This window comes from Bacillus xiamenensis, assembly GCF_001857925.1.
Taxonomy (GTDB): Bacteria; Bacillota; Bacilli; order Bacillales; family Bacillaceae; genus Bacillus; species Bacillus xiamenensis.
The window spans coordinates 1161921-1179861 of the sequence record NZ_CP017786.1 but is presented as its reverse complement, the minus strand read 5'-3'; the positions used below and the strand labels follow the sequence as shown (position 1 = coordinate 1179861).

General features: G+C 42.7%; 18 protein-coding genes. 10 read left to right on the top strand and 8 right to left on the bottom strand.

The genetic code is table 11. The features are described 5' to 3' along the window. Nucleotides 1-9: 9 nt before the first annotated feature. Nucleotides 10-876, bottom strand: coding sequence for a TetR/AcrR family transcriptional regulator (locus BK049_RS06065; protein WP_008357032.1), 867 nt, complete (start codon nt 874-876; stop codon nt 10-12). Between the two features lie 247 nt (nt 877-1123). On the opposite strand from BK049_RS06065, the gene BK049_RS06060 reads away from it, so the two are divergent. Beyond that, complete coding sequence (locus BK049_RS06060; protein ID WP_008357033.1) at nt 1124-1435, top strand: ArsR/SmtB family transcription factor; 312 nt, start codon at nt 1124-1126, stop codon at nt 1433-1435. A gap of 79 nt (nt 1436-1514) precedes the next feature. Here BK049_RS06060 and BK049_RS06055 read toward each other — a convergent pair whose 3' ends face one another. Next, nucleotides 1515-2066 carry a DUF4865 family protein gene (locus tag BK049_RS06055; RefSeq protein WP_071168080.1) on the bottom strand — a complete coding sequence of 184 codons (552 nt, stop codon included), beginning with the start codon at nt 2064-2066 and terminating at the stop codon, nt 1515-1517. 99 nt (nt 2067-2165) lie between these two features. Between BK049_RS06055 and BK049_RS06050 the strand changes: the two genes are divergently transcribed. Continuing rightward, nucleotides 2166-2897 (top strand): LysR family transcriptional regulator, encoded by a 732-nt coding sequence (locus tag BK049_RS06050; RefSeq protein WP_071168079.1) that lies wholly within the window; start codon nt 2166-2168, stop codon nt 2895-2897. 65 nt (nt 2898-2962) lie between these two features. Here the strand turns inward: BK049_RS06050 and gabR are convergent, their stop codons facing one another. Then, the gene (gabR, locus tag BK049_RS06045) at nt 2963-4387 is read right to left on the bottom strand and encodes a MocR-like transcriptional regulator GabR (RefSeq protein WP_008357046.1); all 1425 of its coding nucleotides are present in this window, start codon (nt 4385-4387) and stop codon (nt 2963-2965) included. A 108-nt stretch (nt 4388-4495) separates the two neighbouring features. Between gabR and gabT the strand changes: the two genes are divergently transcribed. Genes gabT through BK049_RS06030 form a run of 3 tightly spaced genes read left to right on the top strand, consistent with a single transcriptional unit; the run spans nt 4496 to nt 8591 of the window. Further along, on the top strand, nt 4496-5812 hold the full coding sequence (gabT, locus tag BK049_RS06040; RefSeq protein ID WP_008357047.1) for a 4-aminobutyrate--2-oxoglutarate transaminase: 1317 nt from the start codon (nt 4496-4498) through the stop codon (nt 5810-5812). A gap of 21 nt (nt 5813-5833) precedes the next feature. Then, a complete protein-coding gene (locus BK049_RS06035) occupies nt 5834-7222 on the top strand; it encodes an APC family permease (RefSeq protein ID WP_071168078.1) in 1389 nt (462 codons plus the stop codon). Continuing rightward, nucleotides 7197-8591, top strand: coding sequence for an NAD-dependent succinate-semialdehyde dehydrogenase (locus tag BK049_RS06030; RefSeq protein ID WP_008357051.1), 1395 nt, complete (start codon nt 7197-7199; stop codon nt 8589-8591). The genes BK049_RS06035 and BK049_RS06030 overlap by 26 nt, the downstream gene beginning before the upstream one ends. Nucleotides 8592-8638: 47 nt before the next feature. Here BK049_RS06030 and BK049_RS06025 read toward each other — a convergent pair whose 3' ends face one another. The 3 genes from BK049_RS06025 to BK049_RS06015 all read right to left on the bottom strand — a co-directional run bounded on the left by BK049_RS06025 (nt 8639) and on the right by BK049_RS06015 (nt 11635). Then, a complete protein-coding gene (locus BK049_RS06025) occupies nt 8639-9235 on the bottom strand; it encodes an NAD(P)H-dependent oxidoreductase (protein ID WP_071168077.1) in 597 nt (198 codons plus the stop codon). A 132-nt stretch (nt 9236-9367) separates the two neighbouring features. Further along, nucleotides 9368-9982 carry a YcnI family copper-binding membrane protein gene (locus BK049_RS06020; RefSeq protein WP_008357054.1) on the bottom strand — a complete coding sequence of 205 codons (615 nt, stop codon included), beginning with the start codon at nt 9980-9982 and terminating at the stop codon, nt 9368-9370. An 18-nt stretch (nt 9983-10000) separates the two neighbouring features. Next, nucleotides 10001-11635 carry a copper resistance CopC/CopD family protein gene (locus BK049_RS06015; protein WP_008357055.1) on the bottom strand — a complete coding sequence of 545 codons (1635 nt, stop codon included), beginning with the start codon at nt 11633-11635 and terminating at the stop codon, nt 10001-10003. Between the two features lie 506 nt (nt 11636-12141). On the opposite strand from BK049_RS06015, the gene BK049_RS06010 reads away from it, so the two are divergent. The 5 genes from BK049_RS06010 to BK049_RS19705 all read left to right on the top strand — a co-directional run bounded on the left by BK049_RS06010 (nt 12142) and on the right by BK049_RS19705 (nt 16042). Next, nucleotides 12142-13584, top strand: coding sequence for a PTS mannitol transporter subunit IIBC (locus tag BK049_RS06010; protein ID WP_008357057.1), 1443 nt, complete (start codon nt 12142-12144; stop codon nt 13582-13584). 96 nt (nt 13585-13680) lie between these two features. Beyond that, entirely contained in the window at nt 13681-14115 is a 435-nt protein-coding gene (locus BK049_RS06005; RefSeq protein WP_008357059.1) for a PTS mannitol transporter subunit IIA, read from the top strand. Nucleotide 14116: 1 nt separating this feature from the next. Next, complete coding sequence (locus BK049_RS06000) at nt 14117-15238, top strand: mannitol-1-phosphate 5-dehydrogenase (protein WP_071168076.1); 1122 nt, start codon at nt 14117-14119, stop codon at nt 15236-15238. Nucleotides 15239-15335: 97 nt separating this feature from the next. After that, on the top strand, nt 15336-15623 hold the full coding sequence (locus BK049_RS19710; RefSeq protein ID WP_071168075.1) for a cache domain-containing protein: 288 nt from the start codon (nt 15336-15338) through the stop codon (nt 15621-15623). Continuing rightward, nucleotides 15599-16042, top strand: coding sequence for a methyl-accepting chemotaxis protein (locus tag BK049_RS19705; RefSeq protein WP_244887373.1), 444 nt, complete (start codon nt 15599-15601; stop codon nt 16040-16042). The genes BK049_RS19710 and BK049_RS19705 overlap by 25 nt, the downstream gene beginning before the upstream one ends. Before the next feature lie 62 nt (nt 16043-16104). On the opposite strand, the gene BK049_RS05985 is transcribed toward BK049_RS19705, so the two are convergent. Then, nucleotides 16105-17004 carry an RnfABCDGE type electron transport complex subunit D gene (locus BK049_RS05985; protein ID WP_071168073.1) on the bottom strand — a complete coding sequence of 300 codons (900 nt, stop codon included), beginning with the start codon at nt 17002-17004 and terminating at the stop codon, nt 16105-16107. Next, a complete protein-coding gene (locus BK049_RS05980; RefSeq protein WP_071168072.1) occupies nt 16995-17936 on the bottom strand; it encodes an FAD:protein FMN transferase in 942 nt (313 codons plus the stop codon). Before BK049_RS05980 ends, BK049_RS05985 begins: the two co-directional genes overlap by 10 nt. Between the last annotated feature and the right edge of the window lie 5 nt (nt 17937-17941).

Here is a 17941-nt window from a genome sequence, read left to right as displayed (position 1 = left end):
CTTCTTTATCTATAAAATAATGCTTTTCAGCTGTGACACGCTATGTGATAAAACGCTGTTTTTGCCTAAATAATCAAGCAATGAGCGGATTAAAAAGTTTCTCGGTTGGTCCTTTGACAGCTCTTGACTTAGCAGCTCAAACGCAGAGAGGAGATCGTCCTTTTCTTCTCCGTTTGATAGTGTATGAAGCTCTTGTTTCATCTTTGTTAAGTACGAGATGATAAGCTTTTCTTCATCATATTCTTCCTGTGTGGAAAGCAAATAAGAGTCCATCAGCTGATCTGTTAATACAGGCTCAATGGAGCAAGGCTTTATTGATACACGGTCCATTACACCGATGATCATTTCGGCGGCATTTTCTAATTGGATGTTCTTGTGCTCAATCGCCAACATCAAGATGAATTCTCTCATTAATCCGTTGAGGACAATCACAAGATCCCACACATAAGGCGCAACAGATTCACCATATGTGCTTAAAATGATGTCTCTGTGCCGCTGCATGATAATGGAGCGTGTCTCACGTAAATGCTTAATGACGATGGGCGAATGTTGTGAAAAAGCTTCAAAGGACAGCATATTCAAAAATTTATGATTCTCTTTAAACTCTTCAAGCTCAAGCTTAATCTTTTTTGTGAATTTTTCCTTTTTGGACAGCGTCGTTTCGGAATGAATGATCTGAGAAATCTCTCTCATTTTGCGCTGATTGTATTTAATCAGTTCCAATAGAAGAGCTTCCTTTGAATCAAACAGTTTATAAATAGACGCTTTTGATATTTTACAGGCATCAGCAATTGACTGCATGGAGACACTCATATAGCCTTTTTGAGAAAATAATTTCTTCGATACCCGCAAAATCTCTTCTTGCTTTTCGTTCATCTTCATAAGTCCTTTCCGAATCGGCAAAACCATATGGTCACAATGGAAACCGAGTGGTCACTTTTGCTATGATAACAAAACCAATGGCACATGACAAGAAAATGAACTTAAAAAAATACATGTCTCAATGACATGTATCCGATTGTTGACAAAGGGCTAAAATGAACTTTATTTTAGCCCTTTGTCTTCTTTGTCATAGGCGAGTAACGAGATTGTATGTTAGAACAAAATACGATACATTTATCGTATGAATAATCCAAATCATCCAACCCAAGAAAACATGAGACTCATTTCTGTGCTGCAAGCATTGGCTGACCCTGTTCGGCTGGAAATTGTCCGCTGCTTAGCAGAAGCGGGTGAAAGGACTTGCGGTGCGTATAAAATGAACATTGCAAAATCCACGCTTTCCCATCACTTCAAAGTGCTAAGAGAGGCAGGCATCGTGAAAGTGAGAATTGACGGGAAGCACCGTTACTATTCTCTCAGAAAGGACAACATTGATACCGCTTTTCCAGGCCTCTTGTCATCCGTTTTAGCTGTAGGCCAAGAGCGGTGGTAAGAGAGTCTTGCATCAGCAAATGAAAAATCCCAAGGTAACAACGCCTTGGGGATTTTTGATCCGCCTCGTTCAAAACGAGTTATGCCAATGAATGATCGATAGACAAATGGACAATTTCATATGTGTGGACCTTCTTGTCTATATTCTCTGGTAATGAGTCCAAAAAAGAATATTTTACGAGCTTCCATTTATCAGGGTTATATACGATGACTTCTCCCTTAGTGTCGTTAAAATGAGAAAAGAGATGAGAGATATCTAGGGTTTCAAGGCAATCGGTAGGATGAATCGTCACATATTCTTCAAGAACGTATTTGCTACAATTAAAATCATGCGTGAAATGGACGGAATACGTGATACCAATATGGATTTGTTTCCAGCCAAAAGAACGTAAAATATGATCAAAAGACCCCTTAAACACAAAATCAGTCATGCCCTTAGCTTGTTTCCAAATATACAATGGGCAATAGCCATTGTGTAAACTCCTATGTTTGTCTTTTTCAGTGATCAAATAAGCCTTAAATAATAAATCCTTATATCCATCTGTTTTCCATCCATTGTCCATCACTCTTCTTCTAATGATATTCATATCATAATCTGCAGGCAGATCAATATGATATTGCATGGCATGCATCGAAACACTCCCTTTCAATAGCCATCATAAGCGACTTCAAATCTTCTGAATAATACATATTTGTGTTATTGTTATCACAAAAAGTGATAGGTGATCATGATGAATATAAATGATTTGATTATTTTCATAGAGGTGTATCAAAAAGAATCGATTAATCAAGCGGCTAAAGCTTTAGGGTATGCTCAATCCAATATATCTCAAAGAATCAAATCGCTTGAAACGTTATATGACTCAACATTTTTTATCAGGCATCATGATGGAATCAGTTCAACAGGACAGGGGGATTTATTTTATCAATACGCTCAAAAAGTCATAAAAGAAACGAAGGCCATTCAACAAAAATTGACTTCAAAGAAAAAGAACATTTTATGCTCTGAAATTCTATTTAACGTCTTATACGAGCAACATGTTCTAGAGGATATTCAATTCACTGATTTTATCATTGCCTCATCGAGTACGATCAACAAAAAGCTAACAGAGGATATTTATGATCAAATCATTTCTTTTAATCAAATTGAAAAAGCGGAATATCAATTAAAAGAGGTCAAGAGCATAGCATTGAACTTATATGGAAAATCAAAAGATATATACGATGATCATATTTCATTGGTCGTAAATCGTGATCAGCTTTGCCCATTAAGACATGAGGCCACGCGTATGCTAGGTGATCGTACTCTATTTGAGCTAGATTCGTTTGAAGGAATGATCAAGATCGTTGAACAGGGAGATGGTATTGCATTAATGCCAACCAACTTAAAAAGCCTTCAAACGCTCGTGAAATTGCTGGAGAAAAATATTCACATTAACTATTACGTTTATGAAAGAATGTGATCGTAACACTCCTTTATCGGTATACCCCATCAAAGGAGTGTCACGACCCATCTACATAGGCTGTTTTATGTCCCATAAATCGACTCATACAGGCGTTTCACCGCAGGTTCAATATCCTCTGGCCGCATATGAGAGAAGCCGAGGACAAGCGGGACAAAGCCTTCTTGATGACCGGGTACATGCTCATCGAGAGTAAAACGGTCCATCCCGTACATTTGCAGCTTTCTTTCTTTGGCACGCTGTAAAATCTCATGCTGCGTTCGATCTGAGCGGAACTCTGCGATAAAATGTAGCCCTGCATTTTCCCCAATAATTTGTACGTTGTCACCAAAGACAGTGTCGAGCTCTCCGATGAGCTGCTTTCTTTTTTCTTCATATAATCCATTCATTCTCTTAATATGACGCTGATACGCTCCATCTTTTATAAAATGAAGAAGGGTGTATTGTGTAAAAAGGTTGGCCGTTTGAATGAAAAAGTGCTGCTCTTCCTTATAGCGTCTCAATAAATGCTGCGGCAGCACCATGTAGCTTAGCCGCAAACCGGGCAGCAATGATTTCGAAAAAGTCCCCATATAAATGACTTTGTCATATCGATCAAGACTTTGTAGCGCGGGTATGCTGTCTGTGCCATACTTAAATTCACTATCATAATCATCCTCAATGATATAACGGTCTTGCTGATCAGCCGCCCAGTTTAACAGCTGAATCCGCCTGGAAATCGGCATGATCACCCCTGTTGGGAACTGATGTGAAGGGGTAATGATTAAGACATTCGGCTGTTTTTGGTGAATATCGCTCATCCGCACACCTTTTTGATCAATGCCAATCGTTTCAATTCGGTGGTGATTGTTTTTGAGCATTTGATACAGTCTGCGGTAGCCGGGGTTTTCTAATCCATATATTTGATCGGCCGGAAGAATGCTTGATAACGAATGAATCAGTGATTGTGTACCTGCACTTAAAATGAGCTGTTCAGGATAGCATTTGACCCCTCGCGCAAGTCCAATCAGCCGGGCAATCGTTTCCCGCAGCTCATAAACGCCTTGTGGATGCGGAAGCTCACCAAACGCTTCATGGTGGAGATGAATCGCCTTTTGTTCACTTTTCAGCCAGCTTTTAAATGGAAAATTGGCTGTATCAACAGAAATATGTGAAAAAGAATACCAGTCGTCTCGCGCAATAGGTTCTTCCTTTAAATCCGCTGGAAGGGAAGAGGGTTTCAACTGACCTGATTCATGAAACGTTTCTAGTGATTCCACAAAAAAACCTTTCCGCTCAACCGAATATAAATATCCTTCGGCAAGCAGCTGCTGATATGCGCCATTCACCGAATTAACGCTGACTTTTAATGTATCGGCTAACTCTCGTTTAGAGGGTAATTGATCGTGAGGCTGAAGATTTCTATTTAAAATTTCATCTTTAATTTTTGTATAGATTTGATGATAAATATATCCGTTTTCTCCTGTTTGATCTAGTTGAATTGTCAGCATGTCGTCATTTCATCCTCTCTGGTACCATCAAAAAAATGATATTGGTACTTTCTATCATACCAAAAAATATTCAGAATAATAAAAAAGACATAAAGGGGATGGATGACAATGAGTCAAACGACAACAAATCGCTTTTCAACAGAGGAATGGCAGGGAAAAAGAGATCAATACGTCGCAAGGGGCGTAAGTAACGGCAACCGTCATCTTGCAGCAAAAGGGAAAGGCGCCGAGCTTTTCGATATCGACGGCAATCGTTTTATTGATTTTGCAGGCGCTATCGGTACGTTAAATGTAGGACACTCACATCCAAAGGTTGTGGAAGCCGTCAAGGCACAGGCAGACAGCCTGATTCACCCAGGATTTAACGTCATGATGTACGAATCCTATATCGAATTGGCAGAAAAACTATGCCACCTCACACCAGGCGACCACGACAAAAAAGCCATTTTCTTAAATTCAGGTGCAGAAGCGGTTGAAAACGCGGTGAAAATTGCCCGTAAATATACGAAAAGACAGGCTGTTGTCTCGTTTACAAGAGGCTTCCACGGCAGAACGAATATGACGATGAGCATGACAAGCAAGGTCAAGCCTTATAAATTTGGTTTCGGACCATTTGCATCAGAGGTGTATCAAGCACCGTATCCTTATTACTATCAAAAACCTGAAGGGTTAAGTGATGCAGCCTATGACGACTTCATCATTGATCAATTCAATCAATTCTTTATCGCAACGGTTGCACCAGAAACAGTCGCTTGTGTGGTGATGGAGCCAGTCCAAGGGGAGGGCGGATTCATTGTACCATCGAAGCGTTTTGTACAGCACGTCGCTTCATTCTGTCAGCAGCACGGGATCGTATTTGTCGCAGATGAGATTCAAACAGGATTTGCGAGAACAGGAAAATACTTTGCAATTGAGCACTTTGATGTTGTGCCAGACTTAATCACTGTGTCAAAATCACTTGCAGCCGGCTTACCACTGAGCGGTGTCGTTGGCAGAAAAGAATTGCTTGATGCAGCGGACCCAGGGGAGCTAGGGGGAACGTATGCTGGAAGTCCGTTAGGCTGTGTGGCAGCATTAGCCGTTCTTGATATTATTGAAACAGAACAATTGAATCAACGATCTGAACACATTGGACAAGTCATTGAGGACAAAGCGAATGAGTGGAGAACAAAGTACTCATTCATTGGGGAAGTCCGCCGGTTAGGGGCAATGGCAGCGATTGAAATGGTGGAAGATCAAACAACGCGTACACCAGATAAGAAAAGAGCAGCCGCGATTGCAGCCTATGCAAACAAGCACGGACTACTCTTATTAACGGCAGGGATTAATGGGAATATTATTCGCTTTTTAACGCCGCTTGTCATCACAGATGAACTGCTGCATGAAGGACTAGGGATTATCGAGGACGCCTTCAACGCACGCTAAACAACAAAGGGGGATGGTTGTATGCACAAACAAGAAATGGCCAAAACGATGTCTCAGTCAGACGTACTGTTTTTGTCCATTGGTGCAATGCTTGGCTGGGGCTGGGTTGTACTTTCGGGAGATTGGATTTTAACAGCTGGATTTTTAGGAAGCGTGATCGCTTTTGTCATAGGGGGCATTCTCGTCATTTTTATTGGACTCACGTATGCCGAGCTATCGTCTGCAATTCCAGAGACAGGCGGAGGGCTCGTCTTTGTCCAGCGGGCATTTGGGATGAAATCTGCTTTTGTCTCCGCATGGGGTGTATTGTTCGGTTATGTGTCCGTGATTACGTTTGAAGCTGTCGCACTTCCGACAGTCATTGACTATGTCATTCCAACACAGCATGTTGGCTTTCTATGGAATATAGGGGGATGGGACGTCTATTTCACTTGGGTATTGATTGGATCTCTCGGTGCGTTATTTTTAACAGCACTGAACTATATTGGTGCAAAGCCAGCTGCCATTTTTCAGTCGGTGTTCACAGTGGCGATTATCCTAACAGGGTTTCTCCTTTTAGGCGGCGCGACATTCAATGGAGATTTTGCAAACCTTGAGCCGATGTTTCAAGGCGGGGTTGGCGGTCTTATGGCCGTTTTAGTGATGATTCCCTTTTTATTCGTTGGATTTGATGTCATTCCGCAAGTGGCGGCAGAGATCAATGCACCGAAGAAAATCATCGGGAGAATCTTAATTATCTCCATCGTGAGTGCGGTTGTTTTTTATCTGCTCATTGTCTTTGGTGTAGCTGCTGGGATGTCCAAAGGTCAGCTTGAAGCTTCTTCATTGGCGACAGCAGATGCCATGGTACAGCTTCTCGGTCATCAGGCGTTTGGGACAGTGCTTGTGATTGGCGGGGTAGCAGGGATTGTGACAAGCTGGAATGCTTTTATCATTGGTGCAAGCCGTATTTTATACGCAATGGCGGAAAGAGGCATGATTTCCAAATGGTTTGCGTATATTCACCCAAAGTATAAAACACCGACAAATGCTATTTTATTTTTAGGGGCATTGGCCTTTTTTGCTCCGCTACTAGGCCGTCCTGCCCTTGTCTGGATTGTGAATGCAGGCGGCGTGGGCATTATTGTCGGGTACTTAATTGTGTCCATCGCCTTTATGAAACTCCGCAAAAAAGAACCTGAACTAGAGCGTCCATACCGCATTAGATATTGGCGGACGACTGGCGTCTTAGCCATTGGACTGAGTTTTCTTTTTCTTTCATTTTATTTTCCGGGGATGCCGGCTTCCTTATCATGGCCAGCTGAATGGATTTTGCTTTTAGGTTGGGCACTCATTGGGTATATACTATATGTAATGAATCCAAGAACGAAGGAGAAGGTAGCGCATGACAAACGAACTCAAAGTGTATAATCCTGCAACAGGAGAAGAAATTGCCTCAGTTGCTCAGCATACAAAAGAACAGATCGAAGACGCGATCTCTCGCTCACACAAAGCATTCAAAACATGGGCAAAAACGTCAGCCCATGAACGTGCAAACATCATTCGCAAGTGGTTTGATTTGATGATCGAACATAAAGAAAGGCTTGCCAAAATCATCACAGAAGAAAACGGGAAGCCGTATCAAGAAGCATTAGGAGAAATCGTCTATGCAGCTGGATATATAGAATGGTACGCAGAGGAAGCAAAGCGTATCTACGGCAGAACCATCCCGTCTCATACGACAAACAAACGTCTTTTCGTTACAAAGCAGCCAGTTGGTCCTGTCGCTGCGATTACACCGTGGAATTTCCCTGCGGCCATGATTACGAGAAAGGCAGCTCCAGCGCTTGCGGCAGGCTGTACGTTTATTGTGAAACCTGCTGAAGACACGCCGCTTACGGCCATTGAGCTTGTGAAATTAGGCCATGAAGCTGGAATTCCAGAGGATGCTCTTCAATGGGTCGTCGGAGATGGAAAAGAAGTGGGTGAAATCTTTACAGATAGTCCATTGATTCGCAAGATCACCTTTACAGGCTCAACACCAGTCGGAAAGCATCTTATTAAAAACAGTGCCAGCACAGTCAAACACGTATCGATGGAGCTTGGCGGTCATGCCCCGCTCATCGTGGACAAGGATGCGAATCTTGAATTGGCTGTGAAACAGGCAGTTGCATCTAAGTTTCGTAATGCAGGACAGACCTGTGTCTGTGCCAACCGTTTAATCGTACACGAAGAAATTCATGAAGCATTTGCGCAAGGCTTCAGCAAAGAAGTAGAAAAGCTGAAAGTCGGAAATGGCTTTGAAGAAGGTACATCAATCGGTCCAATTATCAATAAGCGCGGCTTTGATAAAATTGTCAACCAAATTCAAGATGCGGTGGATAAAGGGGCGAAAGTCCTTGTTGGCGGCGATACGCATTTTGACGATGAGAAGTCGTATTATTTTGTTCAGCCGACGGTTCTCACGCATGTCGATCCTTCCATGAACATTATGCATGAAGAGACGTTTGGTCCAGTGGCGCCGATAACGACGTTTCAAACATTAGATGAGGCGATTCAATTAGCCAACGATACACCTTTTGGACTGGCGGCTTATTTCTTTACAGAGAATTACCGGAATGGGCTCTATATCTCAGAGAATCTTGATTACGGGATTATTGGCTGGAATGATGGGGGGCCATCGGCTGTTCAAGCACCGTTCGGCGGTATGAAAGAGAGCGGAATTGGCCGGGAAGGCGGCATCGAAGGAATCGAGCCATATTTAGAAACAAAATACGTATCCATTGGTTTAGACGAATAAAACGTGAAAAAGACTGACCGAGAAAACCTCGGCAGTCTTTTTTTATGTCAAACAGCAGGGGGGGAAAGTTGATCCACTGTTTCTTTTGTTTCCTTGAGAATTTCATGGATGTCATCTGCAGATGCTTGTTCCATGCTGCTGAATAAGAGCCGTTCCACTGGCTCAATTCCGATAAAATTGAAGACCTCTGTATCTGTCGTCATATGATGGGATGGGGCAGCGATCATATTTGAATCAAGAAAGGTCCTTGGGGCATCGTGCGTATTGATAATGACAGCTTTTTTGTCCTGAAGAAGATTGTCAATGGCTCCATGTTCATTGATTTGATAAGCGAAGCCCTCTGAAAAAACGCGTTCCACATAGCCCTTTAGCATAGCCGGAAAGCCCGTCCACCATATCGGGAAAATAAACGTCAGGACATCCGCCTGCTGAATCAGCTTCTGCTCTGTTTGAATGGCGATTGGCACATCACCGCTTTTCATGGCAGCCTTTTCTGCTAGTGTCAGCTCTGGCGGAAAACCAATGGCATACACATCACGAACTGTCACATCATGACCATTGTTTAAAAGAGTGCTCACGACAAGATCTAATAAAGTTTGATTTAAACTTTGCTGCGGATGTGCAAATATGATTAGATGGTTCATCTCATAGCCTCCTAAGTGGTCATCTGTCTCATTATGGCATGCACCTGAATCCTATTCAATCCTATATTGGAAATAATAGGTTGGGAAAATAAAAAGCGACGGCTTCAAAAAGCAATCGCTCATGTAAAACGTTTATTTTTTTCTAAAAGCAAGTCCAAGTGCAATAAGGGCAACGACTAGAGCGGCAATGGACAGACCAAGAACAAGTGGTGAGGAAGAAGTAGAGGCAGTCTCGGATGCCTGTTCTTCTTTTGGTTTTTCTTGACCATGTGCATCTGTTACGGTATTAGATGCGACAATGTTTGTGATGGAGTGAGGTTTATCAGCATCTTTATCGCCAGTCCATTCCACAACCGTTCCATCCTTATAATATTGATACGCATCCCATTTGGCTTCGCCTGCTTTTTCAGGGTTTTTTGCCACAAACACGAATTGCTGGAACTGCCCCGCAAGCACACCATCGCCTGTTGCTTCCCAAGTGACTCTTGTGACCTTGCCATCTTTCTCTTCAGTCGTTGTTTTCCAGCCGGGTACTGGCTCGTACTGTTGGAATTCTACGCCTTTAGGCATTGTGATGACAACCTTTGTTGTCGGACTGTCGCTTTCAGAAGGCACTTTTAACGTATAAGTTTCCCAAGCGTTTGTCGCAGATGTATCAGGTTTGACGGTCACGTGTGCACTCACAGGAATCGCCAGTAAAAATGAAGCAAGAAGCATTGGTAATAAAGCTTTCACATATTTTTTCATTTAAGATGAACTCCTTTTTTAGTTTCTTCTAATAAATGTGGTATTGATGTTCTCAAAAGAACCAGTTAACGCATGTATGTCTATTTTCCAAGTGCCCTTTTCATTTAATAAAAGATTTTCAGCAGAGAAATGGCCATTCTTTAATCGTTTCAGCTGAAATTCATTCGGCGTTTCATCACCGAATAGGGCCACTTTATGAATCTTGGCTGTCACTGATTGAATGTCTGTGATCGTTTGTCCATCCTTCTTCGTAAATGCCACCTCAAATGTGTTTTTTCCAGGGGCATTCGGGGTAATGCTCAAGGACACAATGTCACGATGCTCGACCTGATTGGCTCCAAAGAATGGCTCTGGCGCAGGCGGAGGAGGACTTGGAATATTCGTGAATACGGCTGTTAATAACAAAATAGCGACCCCAATCATCCATTCTGCTCGTAAAGATATGTTTCGTTTCTGCTTCTTTTCCCATCTCAGCATTAGGTAATGGACAAGTCCAAGAAGGCCCATGATGATAAATAAACCAAGCTTGATTAAGAAAGTACGTCCATACGCTGATTGGAAGAGAGCATCAAACGATTGCAAAATAAAGATCGCATTCACGAACCCTGAAAACACAATGAGTCCAACTGAGAGCAGTGCCCACGGATGAAAGGCTGTCAGGGTGCTACGTATGAGCGGCTGGTCTTCATTTGGCAGCTTCTTCATCAAAAGAAGGACAATCGCTGTTAAACCGCCGACCCAAATGGATGCAGAAACGAGATGGATGAAATCAAGTGACGTTGTCAGTATTTTATTATCTGTTGCGGCTGGATGACCGATTTGCGCTTTCAGCCAAAGGAGCACAGTGAAAATGAGCAGTGGAAACAGCCAGACCCGGAAGGAAGTGAAGTTTCCTTTTTTCATCGCCACCATCGTCCAGATCGTCAGAAGAACAAATGACGCCATGAGCATCATCCACAGACTTCCACCAGAAGTCGACGCAATGGTTTCTTTTAAAAGCGATGGTTGAAATGCCCCTAAAAAGGACACGTCTGCTGCTGATCTTGTTTGAATTGGCAGCTGGAACAAAAGTGCTCCGCCCATCATGATCAGTGAAATGGTCAGAAGCCGCTTCATTCGTTTGGCTAATATGTCTGTCATCGCCGCTTTAAACCAAAGGAGTCCAAACAAAATGGTCCCGAGGAATAAGCTGAACGATGTATACAGAAAGGCTTTGTCGATGGTCGAAGCCAAATCAATTGATTCATTCGCTTGCGCCTGATCCAATTGATCGAATCCGCCATCTGCTTTTCCAATACTAAACGGGATCATGCCAGAAACAGAGTGCCCATCGGCTGATACCGCATTCCACTGAATGGTGTAAATCCCTTTTGGTAAATTCTTTTTTAAAGCCGCTTCCATGATCTTTTGATCTTTGATGACCGTATCTCCTTGATCCACACGATCCCCTTTTGCATTTAACACCTTAATGGCATGAAATCCGCTTTCGATTCCTTCACTGAAGGTGATAGAGACGGAAGGAGGCTGCTGATCAAGCTCTTCATTCGCCGCAGGATTCGAGCTCACCACATATGCATGAGCCGATGCCTCCTTTGGTATGAAAAAAGAGAGCATGACGATCAGTACCAGAAGCCACTTACTATATGTCAACAATGTGAATAACCGCCTTTCTACCTATGAAAATATCTCATGTATCAGAAAGAAAGCGGCAGTAAACTGTGAGTCACAGAAAAAACCGCTCTTTCTAGTGTACCGCCTACTCTAAAAGGTAAACGAAACAAATAGCAAGATGGTTCACTTTTTCTGTGTCCTGTCTGCGCAGACGTTTCTTGAATGAATAGGTTTGATCAATATAAGCCTATTCGATTTAAGAAGAGGAAACAAGAAGAGACCATTTGAAATTTGTGAAATTCCAATGAATTTTGTGCCAAAACAACGGCAGATTCCCCTTTTCACTCATGATCATTTATGATCTTCCAATGATTTCACATCATTTTTCAATTTTGTCACACACTATGTGACAAAGTGACATTTAGTTTCAATTGAAGGGAAAGTGAAAGCGTTTTACGATAGGTATAAGGGCTTCACTGACACTTGTTCTTATATCTTTTGACCTATAAATCCCTGAACTAAGGGAAAGAAGAAAGGGGTTTTCACAGATGCAGGAAAAAAGCGGATTCCGCGTAAAAGTACAGCGCTTTGGAAGCTATTTAAGCGGCATGATTATGCCGAATATTGGTGCATTTATTGCTTGGGGACTGATTACAGCTCTGTTCATTCCGAGTGGTTATCTTCCAAATGAACAGTTAGCGACACTCGTTGGACCAATGATTAACTACTTACTGCCGCTATTAATTGGTTACACAGGCGGTAAACTCGTCTATGACCATCGAGGCGGAGTGCTCGGTGCTACGGCTACGATTGGGGTCATTGTTGGCTCAGACATTCCAATGTTTTTAGGTGCCATGATCATGGGACCACTTGGCGGTTATCTCATTAAGAAAATCGACCAGCTGTTCAAAGACCGAATCAAATCAGGCTTTGAAATGCTTATCAATAACTTTACGGCTGGTATCCTTGGTGCCATTCTTGTTGCCATTGCATTCTACGCAATTGGCCCAGTGGTATTAGGCCTTAACAAAGCCCTTGCCGCAGGTGTAGATATCATTGTCAATGCACATTTACTTCCGCTGGCAAGTATCTTCATTGAACCAGCGAAAGTATTGTTCTTAAACAATGCGATTAACCAAGGTATTTTAGGTCCTTTAGGGGTGGAGCAAGCAGCGAAGACGGGTCAATCTATCCTGTTCTTGCTTGAAACAAACCCTGGACCGGGTTTAGGTGTTCTTCTTGCGTATATGTTCTTTGGACGAGGGAATGCGAAGCAGTCTGCACCAGGTGCGATTATCATTCAATTCTTAGGGGGAATTCATGAAATTTACTTCCCGTACATCCTAATGAAGCCAAAACTCATTTTGGCTGTCATTGCAGGTGGGGCAAGTGGTGTTCTGACTTTCACATTATTAAATGCAGGTTTAAAGGCTGTCCCATCACCAGGCAGTATTATTGCGCTTATGATTATGTCACCAAAAGGCGGTCATCTTGCCGTTTTAGCAGGTGTTGTGGTGGCAGCCATCGTATCCTTCCTTGTCGCTTCTGTCATTTTGAAAACATCAAAAGCAGTTGACGAAGACTTAACAGCAGCAACCGAAAAGATGCAAGACATGAAAGGAAAGAAAAGTGCAGCAGCAGCAGCTCTCACAGCGCAAAAGGAAGGTGCGGAAGCAAACGAGCAAGCAGCATCTCCGCATGATATCCATCCAGATGACGTGAACAAAATCATCTTTGCCTGTGATGCAGGAATGGGCTCAAGTGCGATGGGCGCTTCCATTTTAAAGAACAAAGTAAAAAAGGCAGAGCTTGATATTGATGTGACAAACACATCCATCAGCAACATCCCAGATGATGCCGATGTGGTCTTTACCCATAAAGATTTAACAGACAGAGCCAAGGCAAAACTGCCGGGAGCTGTGCATATCTCAGTTGATAATTTCTTAAACAGCCCAAAATATGATGAGCTGATTGAGAAATTGAAAAAATAACATGACGAAACGGGTTGAGTCCAATTTTTCCTAATTGAACTCCCCGTTTTGGTTGTTTTCCTGATTTTTTATTCTAAAAAAGGTGTGTGATCATTCATGAAACAAGTTCTTTCAAAAGACAATATTTTTCTAAACGAACAAGCAGGCTCTAAAGAGGAAGCCATTAAAAAAGCAGGAGAAGTCCTAGTGGCAAACGGCTATGTCACGAGCGATTATGTGGACAAAATGTTTGAAAGAGAAAAGATCTCTTCTACATTTATGGGCAACGGGATTGCGATTCCTCATGGCACTGAAGAGGCCAAAGCGGCTGTCCTGCATTCAGGGATTTCCATCATCCAAATTCCAGATGGCGTTGAATATGGAGAAGGAAATGTAGCGAAAGTCGTATTTGGCATCGCTGGGAAAAACAATGAGCATCTCGATATTCTATCTCAAATTGCGATTGTCTGTTCAGAAGAAGAAAATGTAGAACGCATCATTCATGCAAAGGATCAGGATGAACTGATCGCCATCTTTAACGAGGTGAACTAGCATGAAGGCACTTCATTTTGGAGCAGGGAATATCGGCAGAGGATTTATTGGGTCTTTGTTAAAAGCATCAGGCTTTGAGCTTGTGTTTACGGATGTAAATGAAGCGGTCATCAACGAGTTGAATGAAAGAGGAGAATACACGGTTGAACTCGCAGCACCAGGGCAGAAACAAGAAGTGGTAGGTCCTGTGTCAGCAATCCATTCCTCGCAAAACCGAGCGGCATTAACAGAGGCTGTTGCCACAGCCAATTTGATTACGACAGCCGTTGGACCAGCTGTATTGAAGATCATTGCTTCATCTATTGCTGAAGGGCTAAAACAAAAAAAGCCTGACCATCTCATCAACATTGTGGCCTGTGAGAACATGATTGGGGGCAGCTCTCATTTAAAAGAAGCTGTTTTTTCCTATTTGACATCAGATGAACAAGAAGCGATATCGCAAACAGTGGGTTTTCCAAACGCTGCTGTTGATCGAATTGTTCCGATTCAGCATCATGAGGACATTCTCAAAGTGTCAGTTGAGCCATTTTTCGAGTGGGTCATTGATGAGACTGGTTTTGTGGGAGAAGTTCCTAAAATTGACGGAGCAACCTTTGTACAAGATTTGACGCCATATATTGAGCGGAAGCTCTTCACTGTCAACACAGGACATGCCCTAGCTGCATACGTCGGTTATCAGCAGGGCGTTCAGACGATCAAAGAAGCTGTCGACACACCAGAGATTCGCCAAGTTGTCGAAGGGGCCCTTCATGAAACGGGCAGCTATTTAATTGACACATATGGCTTTCAACAGGAAGAGCATGATGCGTATATTCAAAAAATCATCAAACGATTTGAGAATGCTTTTATTTCCGACGAAGTGACTCGTGTCGCACGCTCTCCGCTTAGAAAGCTAGGTGCAGATGACCGCTTGATCGGTCCAGCGAAAAAAATCAAACAGCCTGTCTACTTAATCAAAGGCATTGCCGCAGCTTTGGCATACGATTTTGCAGAAGACGAAGAAGCTGTTCGTCTGCAGGCATTAAGGAAAGAAAAAGGCGTTGAAGGTGTGCTCCAAGAAGTATGTGGACTACAGCCTAAAGACGAACTTTATCAATCTATTCTCAAGGAAACAGTTCTATAATTAGAAAATCCCTTTCCATCATGTGAAAGGGATTTTTTATGACTTTTTCAATACTTTTCCCCGTTTGACGATATATGAAAGTAAGGGGGAATAGAACATGGGAAAGAAAGTGTTTTCTTCGAGAGGTGTCTTTTTTCAATTAACGTCGGCCATTATCGTCATCACCATTTTAACAGGCGGACTTGTTGGCACAACAGGGTATTTATTAGCGAAGAATGTATTAATTGATTCGGGAAAAGCAGATTTAAAACACATCGTCAGTGGAGCGATGGCCACACTTGAACAATTGAATGATCGTGTGGAGAAAAAAGAATTGACGCTTGAACAGGCGCAGGAGAGCATGGCAAAGGCTTCTCAGTTGTGGCGAGTGAAGTGCGGAATTTAGCTGAGCAGACCAAACAGTCAGCAGTCCAAATACAGCAGATGATTCAGGGCATTAAAGAGGAAACGACGGCAACAGCCGGCATCATGTCGAGCACAATGGAGCGTTTTGCCGAGTTAGATGAGGCTGTTCACGCAACAGAACAAGAATTTAATACCATCTCTACATCGATTTCACAAACCATCGTTGAAACGAATGCAATGACAAAAGAGCTGAATGCATTGCTGGAGCAAAACGATCTGATCACAAAAGCGATGCACGGTGCCGTCAATATTTCTCAAGAAAATGCAGCCGCTATTGAAGAAATAACAGCATCTACAGACGAACAAGTCACAGCGATCTCCAATGTGGCGAAGGCAGCAGAAAGACTCAATGAGTTGAGTATGCGATTAAATCAGGATATTGCGCGTTATCGGCTTTAATGGAGCACAAAAAAAACGAACCTTCGATTGGGGGTTCGTTTTTTAGCTATGTGAGCAAGAATTTATACGGTCTTTGCACGTTTCGCCTGTCGTTTTTGTTGTGTTTGAAATGCACGCCAAGCTTTCCAAGCATTTGCACATAGCAGCCCTGTGAGTAAGTAGGATAAGCTGTTAAATAAATAGAAGTCCACACACGATACAACCGCACAGAGAATGCCAAAGATGATTTGATCTCGATTCTTTGCTGGGGATGTGGGTGGATCAGTCAGCATGAAGAATGCAAGAAACAAGACAGCGTTCAGATAGGGCGTAATAAAGGCAGATGAAGCATCCGCTAAGCCGATAAATCCAAATATAAGGTGAATGAGACCGTATGTTGCTAAAAAGGCGAAAACTTGCGGGAATTTTTGTACGCGGTTTGTGACCAAATAGCCGCCGGCTACCACAAGTAATATGGTCCACCAAGGGAGTAGAGACATGCCGCCCCACCAGCTTTGATTCGAAGAAAATAAAATGATCGAGAGCCATAGACCGAATGCGGCTGGATTCAAAATCGGTTTCTTTTGATAAGTGATGAAATGCTTAGATAAAATGGCTGCTGCGGCTGTGAAAACCGATATAGCAAATGAAGTGGCTGGACTGAGGACAAGCCCAATGATCAGCCCTGTCAGCAGAGCGCCATCAGGGAATGTTTGCTTTTTATTTTTCCAAATCAATCTTGAAATCAAAGTATCGAGAAGCATAGCTGTTCCAATGGTTGTGGCAACGGTGGTGATGCCACTTAGAAATCCTGTATGAAGACTTCCAATCAACAGGGAAAACAGAAGCGTAACAATGGCATAGCGTTTCGGTGTTCGAATGTAAGCCTTTAGTGGACGAGATGGAGGTGATGCCGACTGTTTGATGATCTTTTGATCTGTGACAGGTGGTGCTTTTGCTATTTGTGATGGGTTTAATTCCATGATTGAACCTCCTTCATCTCCGGTGTTGTGGTGATATCGACATGTTTATTTATCATGACGGCAGGCAACTCATTTTCAGTTAAAAAAGCATAACCTTCTTTCTCGCCTAATATAAAGGCGGCTGTTGAAAGACTATCAGCAAGCATCCCAAGTGGTGCAATGACCGTACAGCTTAATAAACTTTTTTCAGACAGCTTGGTTTGAGGGTGAATTAAATGGTGCGTATGAGGGTCATCACGGCTGATTCGTTCATAGCTTCCTGATGTACAAATCGCACAATTTGTTGTTTGAATGACCATCATATTGGTCTGCTTCTGAATGGGATGACGAATGCCAATAGACCATTCCTCTTGGTATTCATTAAAACCAGATACCAATACATCCCCCCCAGCATTCATCATAAAGCCTTCCCATGCTTCAAGCTCTTTTGCTGCCAGGTCACACGCAAATCCTTTTGCAATGGAACCGAAGTCGAGAATGAGCGGCTTTTCCAAGTAGATTGTTCGATTCTCTTCGTTTAACTTGATGTCACGATAATGAACGGAGGCATCTGGCACGTGTGACGTATAGGTTTGTCCTGTCATGTACATGCGATTGAATCCTTTTTCTTCCATTACTTTTCCGATGGTGGGATCATACCTGCCATTTGTTAACTCAGCTAACTCTAGCGCATAGGCTGTCAAATCAAAGAGCATTTCACTGACAAATACCTCTTGGCGGGGCTGATTTGACAAATTCATCACTTCAGAATCGGATCTGAAACGGCTAAATTTACGCTCGATTTCATAAAAAAGTGAAAAGGCACGGTCCATATCTGCTAAAACGGCTTGTCTATCTTTTTCATACGCAACCACTTGAATATCGATGACAGTTCCCATCGCTAGCATGGACTTTTGAATAGTCGTCAGTTTTTGTCGTTTTAACTGTTTCATGATGA